14 protein-coding genes are annotated in these 14,660 nt (G+C 34.9%); 11 read left to right on the plus strand and 3 right to left on the minus strand.

What is annotated here, in order from left to right:
• Positions 1-190: 190 nt before the first annotated feature.
• From EGX95_RS06850 to EGX95_RS06865, 4 genes are all read left to right on the plus strand, one after another.
• A complete protein-coding gene (locus EGX95_RS06850; protein WP_000817360.1) occupies positions 191-532 on the plus strand; it encodes a DUF485 domain-containing protein in 342 nt (113 codons plus the stop codon).
• Between the two features lie 2 nt (positions 533-534).
• Positions 535-2,085, plus strand: a complete 1,551-nt coding sequence (locus tag EGX95_RS06855; RefSeq protein ID WP_001098246.1) for a solute symporter family protein — start codon at positions 535-537, stop codon at positions 2,083-2,085.
• A 190-nt stretch (positions 2,086-2,275) separates the two neighbouring features.
• Complete coding sequence (locus tag EGX95_RS06860; RefSeq protein WP_000850955.1) at positions 2,276-3,625, plus strand: aspartate aminotransferase family protein; 1,350 nt, start codon at positions 2,276-2,278, stop codon at positions 3,623-3,625.
• Positions 3,625-3,963: a DUF3986 family protein gene (locus EGX95_RS06865; protein ID WP_001001118.1), complete on the plus strand. Its 339-nt coding sequence runs from the start codon at positions 3,625-3,627 to the stop codon at positions 3,961-3,963. Before EGX95_RS06860 ends, EGX95_RS06865 begins: the two co-directional genes overlap by 1 nt.
• Positions 3,964-4,047: 84 nt before the next feature.
• On the opposite strand, the gene EGX95_RS06870 is transcribed toward EGX95_RS06865, so the two are convergent.
• Positions 4,048-5,211, minus strand: a complete 1,164-nt coding sequence (locus EGX95_RS06870) for a cation:proton antiporter (protein WP_000393891.1) — start codon at positions 5,209-5,211, stop codon at positions 4,048-4,050.
• 331 nt (positions 5,212-5,542) lie between these two features.
• Here EGX95_RS06870 and EGX95_RS06875 point away from each other — a divergent pair, with 331 nt between their 5' ends.
• The 3 genes from EGX95_RS06875 (at position 5,543) to EGX95_RS06885 (ending at position 9,645) form a co-directional block, all read left to right on the plus strand.
• On the plus strand, positions 5,543-7,216 hold the full coding sequence (locus EGX95_RS06875; protein WP_000838582.1) for a ribonuclease J: 1,674 nt from the start codon (positions 5,543-5,545) through the stop codon (positions 7,214-7,216).
• A gap of 96 nt (positions 7,217-7,312) precedes the next feature.
• Positions 7,313-8,143 (plus strand): MerR family transcriptional regulator, encoded by an 831-nt coding sequence (locus EGX95_RS06880; RefSeq protein WP_000925953.1) that lies wholly within the window; start codon positions 7,313-7,315, stop codon positions 8,141-8,143.
• A gap of 146 nt (positions 8,144-8,289) precedes the next feature.
• Complete coding sequence (locus tag EGX95_RS06885; RefSeq protein ID WP_000388380.1) at positions 8,290-9,645, plus strand: MATE family efflux transporter; 1,356 nt, start codon at positions 8,290-8,292, stop codon at positions 9,643-9,645.
• Positions 9,646-9,706: 61 nt separating this feature from the next.
• Here EGX95_RS06885 and EGX95_RS06890 read toward each other — a convergent pair.
• Positions 9,707-10,863 (minus strand): IS3 family transposase gene (locus tag EGX95_RS06890; RefSeq protein ID WP_085962608.1). Its coding sequence is split into 2 segments (ribosomal slippage): positions 9,707-10,611 and positions 10,611-10,863, totalling 1,158 coding nucleotides; the frame shifts between segments, so codons are not numbered across the junction.
• A 103-nt stretch (positions 10,864-10,966) separates the two neighbouring features.
• Entirely contained in the window at positions 10,967-11,632 is a 666-nt protein-coding gene (locus tag EGX95_RS06895) for a DUF421 domain-containing protein (protein WP_000923929.1), read from the minus strand.
• A gap of 187 nt (positions 11,633-11,819) precedes the next feature.
• On the opposite strand from EGX95_RS06895, the gene EGX95_RS06900 reads away from it, so the two are divergent.
• From EGX95_RS06900 to EGX95_RS06915, 4 genes are all read left to right on the plus strand, one after another.
• Positions 11,820-12,371, plus strand: coding sequence for a YdcF family protein (locus EGX95_RS06900; RefSeq protein WP_306447215.1), 552 nt, complete (start codon positions 11,820-11,822; stop codon positions 12,369-12,371).
• 146 nt (positions 12,372-12,517) lie between these two features.
• A complete protein-coding gene (locus tag EGX95_RS06905) occupies positions 12,518-12,835 on the plus strand; it encodes a magnetosome magnetite crystal formation protein family (protein ID WP_000678037.1) in 318 nt (105 codons plus the stop codon).
• A 273-nt stretch (positions 12,836-13,108) separates the two neighbouring features.
• Entirely contained in the window at positions 13,109-13,843 is a 735-nt protein-coding gene (gene nfsA / locus EGX95_RS06910; RefSeq protein ID WP_001004532.1) for an oxygen-insensitive NADPH nitroreductase, read from the plus strand.
• A 96-nt stretch (positions 13,844-13,939) separates the two neighbouring features.
• Positions 13,940-14,524 carry a type 1 glutamine amidotransferase family protein gene (locus EGX95_RS06915; RefSeq protein ID WP_000709449.1) on the plus strand — a complete coding sequence of 195 codons (585 nt, stop codon included), beginning with the start codon at positions 13,940-13,942 and terminating at the stop codon, positions 14,522-14,524.
• The last annotated feature ends 136 nt before the right edge of the window (positions 14,525-14,660 follow it).

The raw sequence follows: 14,660 nt of genomic DNA on the forward strand, positions 1-14,660 counted from the left end.
TAAGGTGTCACTTTATTTTGAAAAAGTATATTAAAAACTTAGGGGAAAATGCCGAAAAATGTCTATCGAAAAATCTTTGCAGGAATGTATGGATTGTCTAAAATGAAAATAAGTTTCTGAATATTTATAAAATTTAGTCTTTAGGTATACAAGGGGGAATTGCATTTCTAGTAAGAGAGGGGATAAGAGAATGAAAAGAGATGATACGTCAGCACGTAAGTTACAAAATGAGGTGAATTATACAGAGGTTGTTCAGTCAGAAGAATTTCAATTGTTATTAAATAAGAAAAAAAAGTTTATCGTTCCAATGAGTATTTTCTTTTTAAGTTTTTTTATTGCGTTACCTATTTTAACATCGTATTCTAAGGTACTCAATACACCGGCATTTGGTGATGTTACGTGGGCGTGGGTATTTGCTTTTGCACAATTTATTATGACTTGGGCTTTATGTATGATTTATAGCAAAAAGGCGGAATCCTTTGATGAAATCTCGCAAAAAATTCTACAAAATATGCAAAAAGGGAGGGGCTGACTTTGAATACAACCGCTTTTGCACTATTTTTAATTATTGTCCTTGGTACGCTCGTCATAACCTATTTTGCATCGAAAAAAACGAAAAATGCGAGTGAGTTTTATACAGCTGGAGGGGGATTAACTGGTTGGCAAAATGGTCTGGCCATTGCGGGAGATTATATGTCTGCTGCGTCTTTTCTTGGTATAGCTGGAGCGATCGCATTAACTGGGTTTGATGGTTTCTTTTATAGTATCGGCTTTTTAGTTGCTTATTTAGTTGTTCTATACCTTGTCGCAGAACCGCTAAGGAATTTAGGGAAGTACACGTTAGCGGATATGATTGCGGCGCGTTTTGACGCGAAAAAAGTTCGCGGAGTTGCAGCGCTTAATACGATGACGATTTCAATTTTTTATATGATTGCACAATTAGTTGGGGCGGGTGCACTTATTAAGTTATTATTAGGGATCGAATATACAACATCCGTTTTAATTGTTGGTACATTAATGACAGTGTACGTTATTTTTGGCGGAATGACAGCGACGAGCTGGGTGCAAATTGTTAAGGCTGTATTACTTATGGCTGGTACATTTATTATTTCTGTTATCGTTTTCGCAAAATTTAATTTTAGTGTGACGGAAATGTTTGCTCAAATGAAAACAGCAACTCCATTAAAAGATTCGTTTTTAAATCCAGGAGTAAAGTATAAAGATGGTCTTGATACACTATCTTTAAATTTAGGACTAGTCCTTGGTACGGCAGGATTACCACACATTCTTGTTCGCTTTTTTACAGTACGTGATGCAAAAACAGCACGTCAATCTGTCGTATACGCTACGTGGTTAATTGGCGCATTTTATATTATGACAATTTTCTTAGGATTTGGGGCAGCGGCGTTTGTAGGGAATGAGGCGATTATGAAAGCAAACCCTGCTGGTAATATGGCAGCACCTTTATTAGCGAAAGCATTGGGCGGAGATTTCTTATTTGCTTTCGTATCAGCAATTGCCTTTGCAACGATTTTAGCTGTAGTGGCAGGCCTTGTATTAACAGCAGCATCCGCATTCGCACATGATTTTTATAATGAAATTATCCGCAAGGGGAAATCAACGGAAAAAGAGCAAGTATCCATGGCTCGTTATGCGTCTATTGGAGTAGCGGTATTGTCTATTATACTAGCGTTATTTGCTCAAACATTGAACGTAGCATTTTTAGTTTCGTTAGCATTTGCAGTTGCAGCGAGTGCAAACTTGCCAGTTATATTATTCACAATATATTGGAAGCGCTTCAATACAACAGGTGCCATCTCTGGTATGATTGCTGGTCTTGTATCAGCTATTGTTCTTGTAGCGTTAAGCCCAAATGTATGGAACCCTGTAGCTGGAAAAGCTATATTTGTCGGGGAAGCGATATTCCCATATACGACACCTGGAATTATTTCGATTCCGCTTGGATTTCTTGCAGCGTATTTAGGAACTGTTTTATCTAGTAAGAAAGAAGATGCAGCGAAATTTGATGAAATTCTCGTGAAATCTAATACTGGGCATGGTATTAGTGACGCGTCTTCGCATTAAAAAAGAGGAGCTTTTCGATAGATAAGAAAAGCTCCTTTTTCTTTTGTCCTTTTCTTGTAAATAATACTGCTTTGTAAGTAGGATTTGTCTTAATTTTGTGGAATGAAAATAAGCAGGGAGAAATTTAAATCATCATGGTACCAGCGCAGCTTTTGTGAAAAATAAGTTGTTATGGAAGGTGGAAGAAATGATGAAAACGAAACAGACTGATGAATTATTAGCAAAAGATGAGCAATATGTTTGGCACGGAATGCGTCCCTTTAGTCCAAATAGTACAATGGTAGGGGCAAAAGCAGAAGGGTGCTGGGTTGAAGATATACAAGGAAAAAGATATTTAGATGGTATGAGTGGTCTTTGGTGTGTGAATAGTGGATATGGCAGAAAAGAGCTTGCAGAAGCGGCATATAAGCAATTACAAACATTATCATACTTTCCGATGTCACAATCACATGAACCGGCTATAAAGCTTGCAGAAAAATTAAATGAATGGCTTGGAGGAGAGTATGTTATTTTCTTCTCTAATAGTGGTTCGGAAGCGAACGAAACAGCTTTTAAAATAGCAAGACAATACTATGCGCAAAAAGGTGAACCACATCGTTATAAATTTATGTCACGTTACCGCGGCTATCATGGGAATACAATGGCAACGATGGCAGCGACGGGACAAGCACAGCGTAGATATCAATATGAGCCATTTGCTTCAGGATTTTTACATGTAGCGCCGCCAGATTGTTATCGTATGCCTGGAATTGAAAGAGAGAACATTTATGATGTAGAATGTGTAAAAGAAGTAGATCGGGTCATGACATGGGAACTAAGTGAAACGATTGCAGCTTTTATTATGGAACCAATTATTACAGGCGGAGGCATTTTAATGCCGCCACAAGACTATATGAAAGCTGTTCATGAAACGTGTCAAAAACACGGTGCCTTGCTCATTAGCGATGAAGTGATTTGCGGTTTTGGGCGTACAGGAAAGGCATTTGGATTTATGAATTATGATGTGAAACCAGATATTATTACAATGGCAAAAGGGATTACAAGTGCATATTTACCATTATCAGCAACAGCTGTGAAAAAAGAAATATATGAAGAATTTAAAGGAAAGGGAGAATATGAATTCTTCCGTCATATTAATACATTTGGTGGAAATCCTGCAGCTTGTGCACTAGCACTTAAAAACTTAGAAATTATGGAGAATGAAAATTTAATTGAGCGCTCTGCACAAATGGGCTCGCTTTTATTAGAGCAATTAAAAGAAGAAATTGGAGAACATCCACTTGTAGGGGATATTAGAGGAAAAGGACTACTAGTTGGAATTGAACTAGTAAATGATAAAGAGACGAAAGAGCCAATTGATAACGACAAAATTGCAAGTGTTGTAAATGCTTGTAAAGAAAAAGGGTTAATTATAGGACGAAACGGTATGACAACAGCAGGATATAATAACGTTTTAACGCTAGCACCACCGCTTATTATTTCAAGTGAAGAAATTGCCTTTGTTGTTGGAACGTTGAAGACAGCGATGGAACGTATTTAATGAATGAAGCGAGCTGTAATATACAGCTCGCTTTTGTTTATGATGTGAAATATGATAAATTTTCAAAGAGAGGGGAATTTATTATGAAGAAATATGATTCTAGTCAACATTATCACATGGGATATTATGAAGACGGATATGATTTAGAAGTGACAGCGTACAAAAGAATACATGAACCAGTTTGGGATGCGTATATTCCACACTATGAGGTAGACGATTTTTATAAGAAAGTGGAGGAAATGAAGCTAGGTGAATATGTAGATGATTATGGCATTATGGTGTATTCATTTCGTAATGGTATTGATGATGATGAAGCACGAATTATTTTTGAAAAATGATTAAAAACGAACGGGATTGTTTAAAGATAAAACGAAAAAGAAGCTTACTATCTTATAAGATAGTAAGCTTCTTTTTTATTAAACTTATTTACTTGCTTTCATTGCTTTATCTTTTGCACCAAAAGTGTATTTTAACATTGGTGGTGTAATCATTGTAGTTAAAATAACGACAATAACAATTGCTGTAAAGTAATCTTGTGCTAGTAGTCCAGAAGAAAGGCCTGTACCTGCGATGATAAGTGCAACTTCACCACGAGAAACCATTCCAGAACCGATAATTGCAGAAGACTTAGCGTCAAATCCAGTCATTCGTGCACCTAAGCCACAACCGATTAGTTTCGTTAATACAGCGATTACTGTTAATGCTAAGATGAACCAAATTTGATCGCCAATACCGTCAAATGTAATATTCATACCGATACTTACGAAGAATACTGGAACGAACATAGCGTAAGCGATTGGTTCTACTTTCTTTTCTACTTCATGTTTGTAGTTCGTTTGAGAAATCGCGATACCAGCTGCGAAAGCACCGATAATACCAGCAATTCCTAATAATTCGCCGAAATATGCGAATGAGAAACAGATGATAAGAGCTGCGCTCACGATAGACTCAGATACGCGCAGTGGTGATAACCAGCGCATAATCGCAGGAACACCTTTCCATCCGATTAAAATAATAGAAGCGAAGAATACAACTTTCTTCAAGATAATCATTGTTAAGTTAACATCGTCTGTACCTAAGAAGCTCATTGCAAATGCTAATAAAATAACGACAAGAATGTCATCAAATACAGCTGCGCCTAGCATAGTTGTACTTTCACGTGTTTTCATCTTTCCTAAATCGCGAAGTGTTTGTACGGAAATACTAACACTTGTCGCACATAGAAGTAATCCTAAAAATACAGCATTTCCTTGTTCCATTCCCATAACAAGACCAGAAACGTAACCACCTACGAATGGAAGAATGATACCTCCAAGTGCAACAGCTAAAGAAGAATTACGATTTGCGTTTAATTCCTCTAAGTCTGTTTCAAGACCGGCCATAAACATTAAAAGAATAACCCCAACATTACTTAATTGTGTTAGAAGTTCTGAATTTTCAATCCAACCTAATACAGCTGGACCGATAACGATACCGACAATTAATTTACCGAGTACAGAAGGCTGCCCTAATCTAACACTAAGATCACCAGCGAGCTTTGTACTTAATAAAATAAGTGCAATTTGAAAGAAAAATTCGAATTCCATCGGATCCTCTCCTCATCATTTTTATTTTTATCATACGATTTCTCGGAATTTGCCTAATGAAAATATGTAAAACCCATTAAACAAAGGGTCTGATTACGAGTTCTTTTGAACTCGTAATTTGAACCTGTAATTAATATATAATAGATTTTACAAAAAATCAATGAAAAAATGGGAGCTTTTTTACGGAGAACTTGTGTTATTGTGGATATAGGTATAAGAGTGGCATGTGAATTTTGTATGTATGAAACAGTATGAAGTCCTTTTCTATTACAAATAATAAAGCCTAAATACGATTTCACGAATTATAACAGTGAAAGGGAGGGCTTATAATTTGAAGTCATTAAAAAACAACTTGTCTATCGTTGCTTTAGGTGGAGTAAATGAAATAGGGAAAAATATGTATGCTATTCAATATGAAAATGATATTGTCGTTATTGATTGTGGATCTAAATTTCCAGATGAAAGTTTATTAGGAATTGATTTAATCATTCCAGACGTCACATACTTACAAGAAAATAAAGAAAAAATTCGCGGATTAGTAGTAACGCATGGACATGAAGATCATATTGGTGGAATACCATATTTTTTAAAACAACTAAACGTACCAATCTATGCGACGAAGTTAACGTTAGGTTTAATTGAAATTAAATTAAAGGAACATAACCTTCAAAATGATACAGAATTAATCGTTATTCATTCAGAATCAGAAATTGATTTTGGTTCTATTAAGACGACTTTTTTTAAAACGAATCATAGCATTCCAGATTGCCTTGGTATTGCTTTCCATACACCAGAAGGTACTGTAGTACATACAGGTGATTTTAAATTTGATTTAACACCAGTAAATAACCAACAGCCTGATATTCATAAAATGGCTAAAATAGGTAGTGAAGGCGTGCTAGCTTTATTATCTGAAAGTACAAATGCAGAACGACCAGGATTTACTCCATCAGAAAGGTCGGTAGGGGAACGGGTAGAAGAAATATTTATGAAAGCAAATAGGAAAGTGATTATTTCTACTTTTGCTTCTAATGTGAATCGTGTTCAGCAAATAGTTGAAGCTTGTATAAAAACAAATCGAAAACTGGCTTTACTCGGGAGAAGTATGGTAAATGTAGTAGAAGTTGCTCTAGAGAAAGGGTATCTAAATATTCCAGATGATATGTTAATTGAAGCAAGTGAGGTAAATCGTTTAGATCCAAAGCAGGTTGCAATCCTTTGTACAGGAAGCCAAGGAGAACCAATGGCAGCTTTAGCGCGGTTAGCTAGTGGAAACTATAGGCAAGTGGATGTTTTACCAGAAGATACGGTTATTATAGCGGCAACGCCTATTCCGGGAAATGAACGTAACGTTTCACGAATTATAGATAATTTATTCGCATTAGGAGCAAAAGTAATTTACGGATCAGGTAGTTCTACTGGAGTCCATGTATCTGGTCATGCGTATCAAGAAGAATTGAAATTAATGCTTGCTTTAATGAAGCCAAAATATTTTATCCCTATTCATGGAGAATTTAGAATGCTACATCACCATAGTTTGTTAGCAGAATCAATTGGAGTTGAAAAAGAGAATATTTTTATCGTTCGTAATGGAGATGTTGTAGATATAAGTAATGAAGTGGCAATCCAATCTAGAAAAATACAGGCTGGAAATATATATGTAGATGGATTAGGAATTGGTGACGTTGGAAATGCCTTATTACGTGATCGAAAACAACTTTCAGAAGATGGAATGCTCGTTATAGTTATTACTTTTAATAAAGTGGATGGAGAAATAATTTCAGGTCCTGATATTATTTCTCGTGGATTCGTCTATGTTCGTGATTCAGAAGAGTTTTTGAAGGAATTAAATAAATTAGCTGTTATTACAATTAATAATTTGAAGAAAGAGAATGTGAATAGTTGGGGTATTTTGAAAAGAGAAGTAAGAGAGGCTTTAGGGAAGTTTATATATACTAATACGAAAAGAAAACCGATGATCCTTCCTATAATAATAGAGGTTTAAGAGTTAATAAAAAGAATTCTCGTAGGGGAATTCTTTTTTGTTTTGAAGACAGAATGAACATATAATGAAATAAATAGAAATGGAAGGAAATAAAAGATGTTATTAAATAAACGCTTTACAATTGGAGAAATGGCAAAAATGCATAATATAGCGGAATCTACTTTACGCTATTATGATGAGAAGGGAATTTTTCATCCGTCCACTGTGGACCCGCAAACAAATTATCGTTATTATACAATCGATCAATTTTCACTATTAGATACGATTAAGTTTTTACGGCAATTAAATATTCCATTAAAGGAAATTAAAAAATATATTGATGAGAGAAATCCAGCATATGCACTCAATTTACTGGAAAAACAACAAGAGATGATGTTGAAAAAACAAAGAGAAATTGAGTATGCTTTGGCGAAAATGGAGCATAGAATTCATTTAATTAAGGAAGCAACAAAAGCAAAAGCTGAACAAATGGTAATGAAAGAGATCCCGCGGCGAAAAATTACAGCAATTGCGGTTGCTCCAAATACAACGGACGATATGTTTGAGTACTACATTCATTCGTTGCAAAAAAATATGAGGCAAATGGATGATAGCTTATTTTCTGGAGATATCGGTGTAACTGTTGCGAAAAAAGGATTAATGCAAAATGAGTTTCAAGCATATAGCAGTGTTTTTATTCTTTTGGATTACATGCCTTTCCAAGTACAGAGTTCAGATGAGATTAAGGAAGGTTTATATGCTTGTTCTTATCATCATGGACCGTATGAAGAAACAGGTGCAACGTATAAGGAATTACTTGCATACATTGATCAAGAAGGATATGAAGTAAGTGGAGATGCGATTGAGATTGGATTAATCGATTGGTCTGTAACAGAAAATCCAGAGGAGCAAGTAACAGAAATTCAAATTCCTATCATGAAAAAATAAAGCAATAAGTTGTAGCACTCGTATCATTACAAATTGGCATGAAACACGATAAGTAAGTTACCTATTTTTCAAATTCTCTATTGACCTTCAAGTTACTTTAAGGTTTAAACTGAGAAAAGAGAGTTGAAAAAAAGGAGCAAAATAGTATGGAAGCAACAGAAAAGTTAAGAGAAAAACCGATAAAGAGCTTATTTATTTCGTATTTAATACCAGCCGTTCTAGGAATGGTATTAATGTCAGTTAACATTGTAATTGATGCGGTTATGATTAGTAGGGGAGTTGGAGCAAACGGATTAGCAGGAGTAAACGTGGCTATTCCAGCGTTTTCAATTTTCTTCTCTATTTCATTATGGATTGGGATGGGCGGGGCAACGTTATATTCCATTGCATTAGGTGAAAATAAAATTGAAAGAGCAAGGTCTATTTTTACTCAATCCATGACGGTAGCAGTCATTATCGTAGGCGTTTTAGCGGCGATTTGCTTATGGAGAATAGAAGACTTAGCATACTTATTCGGTGCAAACGAAGTGATTTTACCGTATGCATTAGAATATTTACACGTATTATTAACATTTGGAATGATATACGTTTTAGAAAATATTTTAAGTACATTTATACGAAATGATGGAAATCCTAATTTAGCAATGGCAGGTTTAGTTGTAACAGCTGTATTAAATATAGTGTTTGACTATATCTTTATTTTCATCTTTAAATGGGGCGTAACAGGAGCGGCTTCAGCAACTATTCTTTCGGCAGCGATTGGTTTCCTTGTATTATTAACGCACTTCTTGAGAAAAAGTAGTATTTTAAAATGGACGAAATTCCATTTTGAATGGGATACAGTAAAACAAATTATGATAATCGGTTTCCCGAGCTTTACAGCAGAAAGTACAGTAGCGATTGTAACGATTGGTTTTAATATTGCATTCGTTCAATATGCAGGAGAAGTAGGAGTCGCTTCTTATGCGATGGTGAATAGTATTCATGCAATGACATTACTATTATTCTTTGGTGTAGGTGCTGCTTTACAACCGATTGCTAGTTTCCATTATGGTGCAAATTTAGCAGAGAGACTTCGTGAAGGGTTGCAGTTTGCAGTGAAAATTGCAGTTGTACTTGGAGGCGTTGCAATAATTGTCGGATTATTCTTCGGGAAATATATTATTGGTCTATTTGATGTCCAATCTCCAGAGTTATTGGAGTTAACATTAACGGGTATTAGCCTGTTCTTTATCCAATACGTATTTTTAGGCTATAACATTGTATATGGAGAGTACTTCCAATCAGTGCGACAAACGACAAAATCAGTACTTATTATAATGAGCCGAGGGTTACTATTTATTATTCCATTATTATGGATTATGCCGAAATTATTTGGGATAAACGGAATTTGGCTCGTTATGCCAGTAGCGGAAGTATTGACAGCGATTATCGTATTTACGATGAATCGTATGAAACATCCTGTTCCATTAAACATGGCAGGCGAGAAAGAAGCGATATAATGAAGAAAATCCCCTTAAGCAAGTGAAGTGACCCCCGAAAACGGGACACCAATCAAAACACCTAAACCACTTGTTCCCTAAATTCTTTAGGGGATAGGTGGTTTAATTTTTCTTGAATTCGCACACAATTGTAGTAATGAATGTATTCTAGCACAATCTTTCGCACAGTTGTGTTGGATACTTTTGTTATCTTTTGTGAATAGAAAGCTTCACTTTTTAAATGACCAAAGAAGCTTTCCATGACGGCATTATCATGGCAATTTCCTCTCCGGGACATGCTGGTGATAATGCCGTTTTCTTTGGCATACGCTTGAAATTCTTTTGCTGTATAAATACTTCCTTGATCTGAGTGAAGAAGGACATCTTTTACTTTTCGCCCTCTCATTGCTTGTTTTAATGTCTTCATCGCTAATGTCAGTGTTTGTGATTCGCTGATGACACAACTAATAATTTCACGATTAAAGGCATCCATAATCGTTGATAAATACAAAGTACGCTCTCCAAATAAGAGATACGTCACATCCGTAAACCATTTTTCATTTGGTCTGGATGCATCGAATTGGCGCTCCAATCGATGAGGGGCTACCATTGGCTCCGCACCATTGATATATTTCTTTTTCTTTCGACGTACTTTTGAAAGAATGTGATTTTGTCTCATGATTCGTAATACTTTTTTATGATTGACACACAGTCCCATTTTTCGAAGAGTAGCGGTCACTCTTCGATATCCATACCGGAATTTATGCCTAAGACAAACGTCCTTTATTTTCTCTTCTATACCATCTTTCAAATCTTCCGTTCGTTGTAACCAACGATAAAATGTGGAACGGGGTAATTCTAATACGTTACACAATTCTTTTACCGTTATTTTTGTTTTTACATTTTCCCATAAAGTAACTACAGTTTCTGGTTTCAGCCCCTTTCGATTTCCAGATACTTTCCCCATACAAGTAATTTTGTTTTTAGATGTTTATTTTCTAAACGTAGCTGTTCTAATTCACTGAGCTCTTTTGGTCCTTTTCCATAAGAATATTGTTTTCCTACAGGTTGTTGAAAACGATACGTTTGATCTGTACGATACCATTTCATCCATGTCTTAATTTGGGAAACATTTTTAATTCCGAGTTTCTCCATAATTGTACGATTTGAATAGCCGTCTTTCTTCATTTCAATCACTTTCCACTTTGTTTCTTCTGGGTAATGAACTCTTGTCTTCAAACGAAAAACACCTCCATTGAATTTGCATACTTAGTATGCGAATTCAGGAGGTGTTTTTTTCATGTACCACTATTCGGGTTCACTTCAAAAGTAAGGGGATTTTTTATTTTTTTAAACTGATAGCAAAAGATCCATCTGTTTCTTGAACAGACGCAAAGGCAACGTTTTTAATGTTTGTAATTCCTTTTTCTTTTAATTCTTTATATAACCACTTTTCGTCCTTATGAATTAACTTTAAGTTATCGTATTGAATTTGTGAATCAACGATAAGGGCAATTGGTAATCCAGCATACTTAACATCTATATTCAAATCTTTCGGAGTTAATGGTACAAGTTCACGCTTTGGTAAAATGCTAATGGCTCCATTCGCTTCTAAAATAGCGTATTCAATTTCATGAACACTTGGGTATCCTGCGACGCGAAGATTAGAAAGTAATTCAGCAATGGGATACCTACTTTTTTGTAAGTTCTCAAAAATAATATCACCATGTTTAATTAAAATAATCGGGTGCCCGAGAATAAAATGATTTAGTTTGTTGAATAGACTTAATTTTGTAAGGATTAAATGCAAACATGTAATAACAACCATACCGAGAAAAGCTTGCAAAGCACCAGAGACTGGTATGGCTTGAAAAGCTAAATAAGATAAAAAGATAATCGCACCAAAATCATGAGGAGTTAGTTGTGCTAAAGCTGATTTACCGAGCATCTTAAGTGATAGTAAAAATAAAATAAAAAAGAACGATACGTTACATAAAAAGAGAAGCAATAGAGACACTCCTTCGTGCAAAGTTGTACTTACTGTTCCCGAAAGAAATATAAATATTACTTTCTAGAGGATAAATTAGGTTGAATTGGAATTTGTCTGTATACAAACAAATAAATGGATATTATCATGAAAGAAGCAAAGAACATAGGAGTATATAGATATGAAAAAGAAAAAAATAATGAAGTATATGATAGGAATTATAATGGTTTGCGCCGTTTATGTGGGATTTTTACAATATAACATCTATAAGCATGGGCACATGAATGCGACCTATGAAGCTGATTATATCATTGTTTTAGGCTCGAAAGTAAACGGAACGAAACCATCGTACTCATTGCAATATCGTATTGATAAAGCAGCTGAGTATTTGAAAGCACATGAGAAAGCAATTGCTATTGTGTCTGGAGGAAAAGGAAAAGGGGAAGATATTTCAGAAGCATTAGCAATGAAAAATGGATTAATGAAACTAAAAATTGCAGAAGACCGCATTATCATGGAAGATAAGTCAACGAGTACAGATGAAAATATTAAATTCTCAAAACCTTTAATTCCGGACAATATGAAAAAAGGAATGATCGTAACAAACGATTTCCACATGTTTAGAGCGAAAAAAATAGCAGCTAAGCAAGGTTTACAATTAGAAGGTCTTCCGGCCGAAACACCAAAGCGAATTGTCATTCCATCGAATATACGTGAATATTTAGCCATTACGCAATATTGGTTTATGAATCGAATATAGTGGAAGTGATTCCGCCTAGCATTCTAGGCGGGATTTTTTGAGGGGAATCTTACAAATATGTCATCTTAATGAAAGGTAAAGCGATAGTTTCTAGAATGGATTCCTGACATAATGAAGATAACAAAAACTATTTAGAGGTGAATCGGATGAAAGGAAATAATATATTATCTTCACTATGTTACTTTAGTATCTTTTTTGCCCCATTTTTATTACCAATTATCGTGTACTTCGTTGCAGAGGATGAAGTGAAATATCACGCGAAAAAAGCATTTTGGTCACATATTTTCCCATATGCAATTTTATTCGGAGGGATAGCGATATCAGGAATATACGGTTTAGGATTCAATCAATCTGATGGTGCTGGAATTGGGATCATGATCACATATGCAGTATTCATTCTTGTAGGGATTTATTACTTCATTTGGAATATCGTAAAAGGTGTTAAAGTGTTGAAAACAGCGTAATAAGATAAGGAATAATTCGGAGTGAGTTTGTCGTTATTTGTCGGTAAGTCGATATTCTTTGTCGAATCGACGATATATTTGAAAAATCGTCGATATAGTGCAGGGAATCGTTGATATATTGAAAAAATCGACGATATAATTTCATTTACCGTATTAATAGATCTTTTAAAAAGAGCAATTCAAAAAGAATTGCTCTTTTTGTGCTTATAAGTTGTGAATATTGGAAAAGATATGTTAATTTTTCATTAGGAAGAGAAAAAAGGAGTGATTTTCATGAATGAGATGATACATAAAATGGAGCAACACGTTTCAGTTCGTAAATATAAAGAAGAATCTATTCCGAAAGATGTAGTAGAAAGAATGGTGCAAGCTGCGCAGCATGCTGCTTCCTCGCATTTTGTACAGGCTTACTCTGTTATATATGTAACCGATCAAGACTTAAAGGCGAAACTAGCAGAGTTATCCGGAAATCGTCATGTGAAAGATTGCGCAGCATTCTTTGTTTGTTGTGCAGATTTAAAACGACTTGAAATGGCATGTGAAAAACATGGTACAGAGATAAAGCATGAAGGAGTAGAAGACTTTATCGTAGCAACGGTAGATGCTTCACTCTTTGCGCAAAACTTAGCGTTAGCAGCAGAATCGTTAGGATATGGTATTTGTTATATTGGTGGTATTCGTAATAATCCGGGAGAAGTGAGCGAATTGCTTCATTTACCAGATAAAGTATATCCTGTATTCGGAATGACAGTCGGTGTACCAGATGAAGATCACGGAGTGAAACCACGTTTACCGATAGCAGCAATCCTTCATGAAAATGGATATGATGAAAAGAAATATGATGAATTATTAAACGAATACGACGAAACGATGAGCGCGTATTATAAAGAAAGATCATCAAATCAAAAAAACGTAACATGGACGGAATCAATGAGTTCATTTATGTCTAAAGAAAAAAGAATGCATATGAAAGAGTTTTTAAGTGAAAAAGGATTTAATAAGAAGTGAGCAAAGAGAGCAAAGAGGCAAACCTGTGATGCAGGTTTGCCTTTTTTGGAGGAGAAATATAATTGTCTTCGAATAAGTATAGGGGGAGGAGATAATATGAAAAAAGCTTTAATCTTTTTATTTGATGGATTTGCAGAATTTGAAGTGAATATAGCGAGTTTATTTTTGATAAGTAAGCAATTTGAAATAATAACAGCAACTGTAGACGGAAAAACAGTTACAGGAGAAGGCGGTTTTTTGTGTCAACCACATGTCTCTATTGAGCAAATTAAAATAGAGGACTATGAAGTGTTTATCGTACCAGGCGGACATATTTTTGGTCATTTAGAAAATGAACAATTGTTATCTATCGTGAACAAATTACATAAGCAAAATAAATGGATAGCGGGTATTTGTGCCGGAACATCTTTATTACATGCAGCAGGGGTGCTGAATAAGAAGAAATTCTCAACATCATTAACATCAGATGAAAAACAATTAGCTCATTTACATGAATGGGAATATAAACAAAACAAAGATGTAACGGTTGATGGAAAAATAATAACAGCGGTAGGGTCTGCGTACGTTGAATTTGCTACTGAAATAATGAAGCAACTCAATTTATTTAATGAAGCTGAAGCGAAGGAGAACTTGCAATACTTTAAAAATGTAACAGAGCTTTGTGATGAAACGTTAGTATAAGTGAATAATTTAATTGTTAATACCTAAGTTCAGAATGTAGATACTACTTTCTGAACTTAGGTATTTTGTTTGTTATCATATACATAGAAATAAAAATTAATAATTTTTTACAAAAGTGATAGAAAATGAGAATGAA

The organism is Bacillus sp. FDAARGOS_527 (assembly GCF_003812125.1).
Taxonomy (GTDB): domain Bacteria; phylum Bacillota; class Bacilli; order Bacillales; family Bacillaceae_G; genus Bacillus_A; species Bacillus_A paranthracis.

What these genes read in the sequence shown, in the direction of transcription:
- EGX95_RS06860 (WP_000850955.1), top strand. Translation starts at nt 2,276, where the DNA reads ATGAAAACGAAACAGACTGATGAATTATTAGCAAAAGATGAGCAATAT.
- EGX95_RS06865 (WP_001001118.1), top strand. Translation starts at nt 3,625, where the DNA reads ATGAATGAAGCGAGCTGTAATATACAGCTCGCTTTTGTTTATGATGTG.
- EGX95_RS06915 (WP_000709449.1), top strand. Translation starts at nt 13,940, where the DNA reads ATGAAAAAAGCTTTAATCTTTTTATTTGATGGATTTGCAGAATTTGAA.
- EGX95_RS06880 (WP_000925953.1), top strand. Translation starts at nt 7,313, where the DNA reads ATGTTATTAAATAAACGCTTTACAATTGGAGAAATGGCAAAAATGCAT.
- nfsA (WP_001004532.1), top strand. Translation starts at nt 13,109, where the DNA reads ATGAATGAGATGATACATAAAATGGAGCAACACGTTTCAGTTCGTAAA.
- EGX95_RS06870 (WP_000393891.1), bottom strand. Translation starts at nt 5,211, where the DNA reads ATGGAATTCGAATTTTTCTTTCAAATTGCACTTATTTTATTAAGTACA.
- EGX95_RS06905 (WP_000678037.1), top strand. Translation starts at nt 12,518, where the DNA reads ATGAAAGGAAATAATATATTATCTTCACTATGTTACTTTAGTATCTTT.
- EGX95_RS06900 (WP_306447215.1), top strand. Translation starts at nt 11,820, where the DNA reads ATGATAGGAATTATAATGGTTTGCGCCGTTTATGTGGGATTTTTACAA.
- EGX95_RS06885 (WP_000388380.1), top strand. Translation starts at nt 8,290, where the DNA reads ATGGAAGCAACAGAAAAGTTAAGAGAAAAACCGATAAAGAGCTTATTT.
- EGX95_RS06850 (WP_000817360.1), top strand. Translation starts at nt 191, where the DNA reads ATGAAAAGAGATGATACGTCAGCACGTAAGTTACAAAATGAGGTGAAT.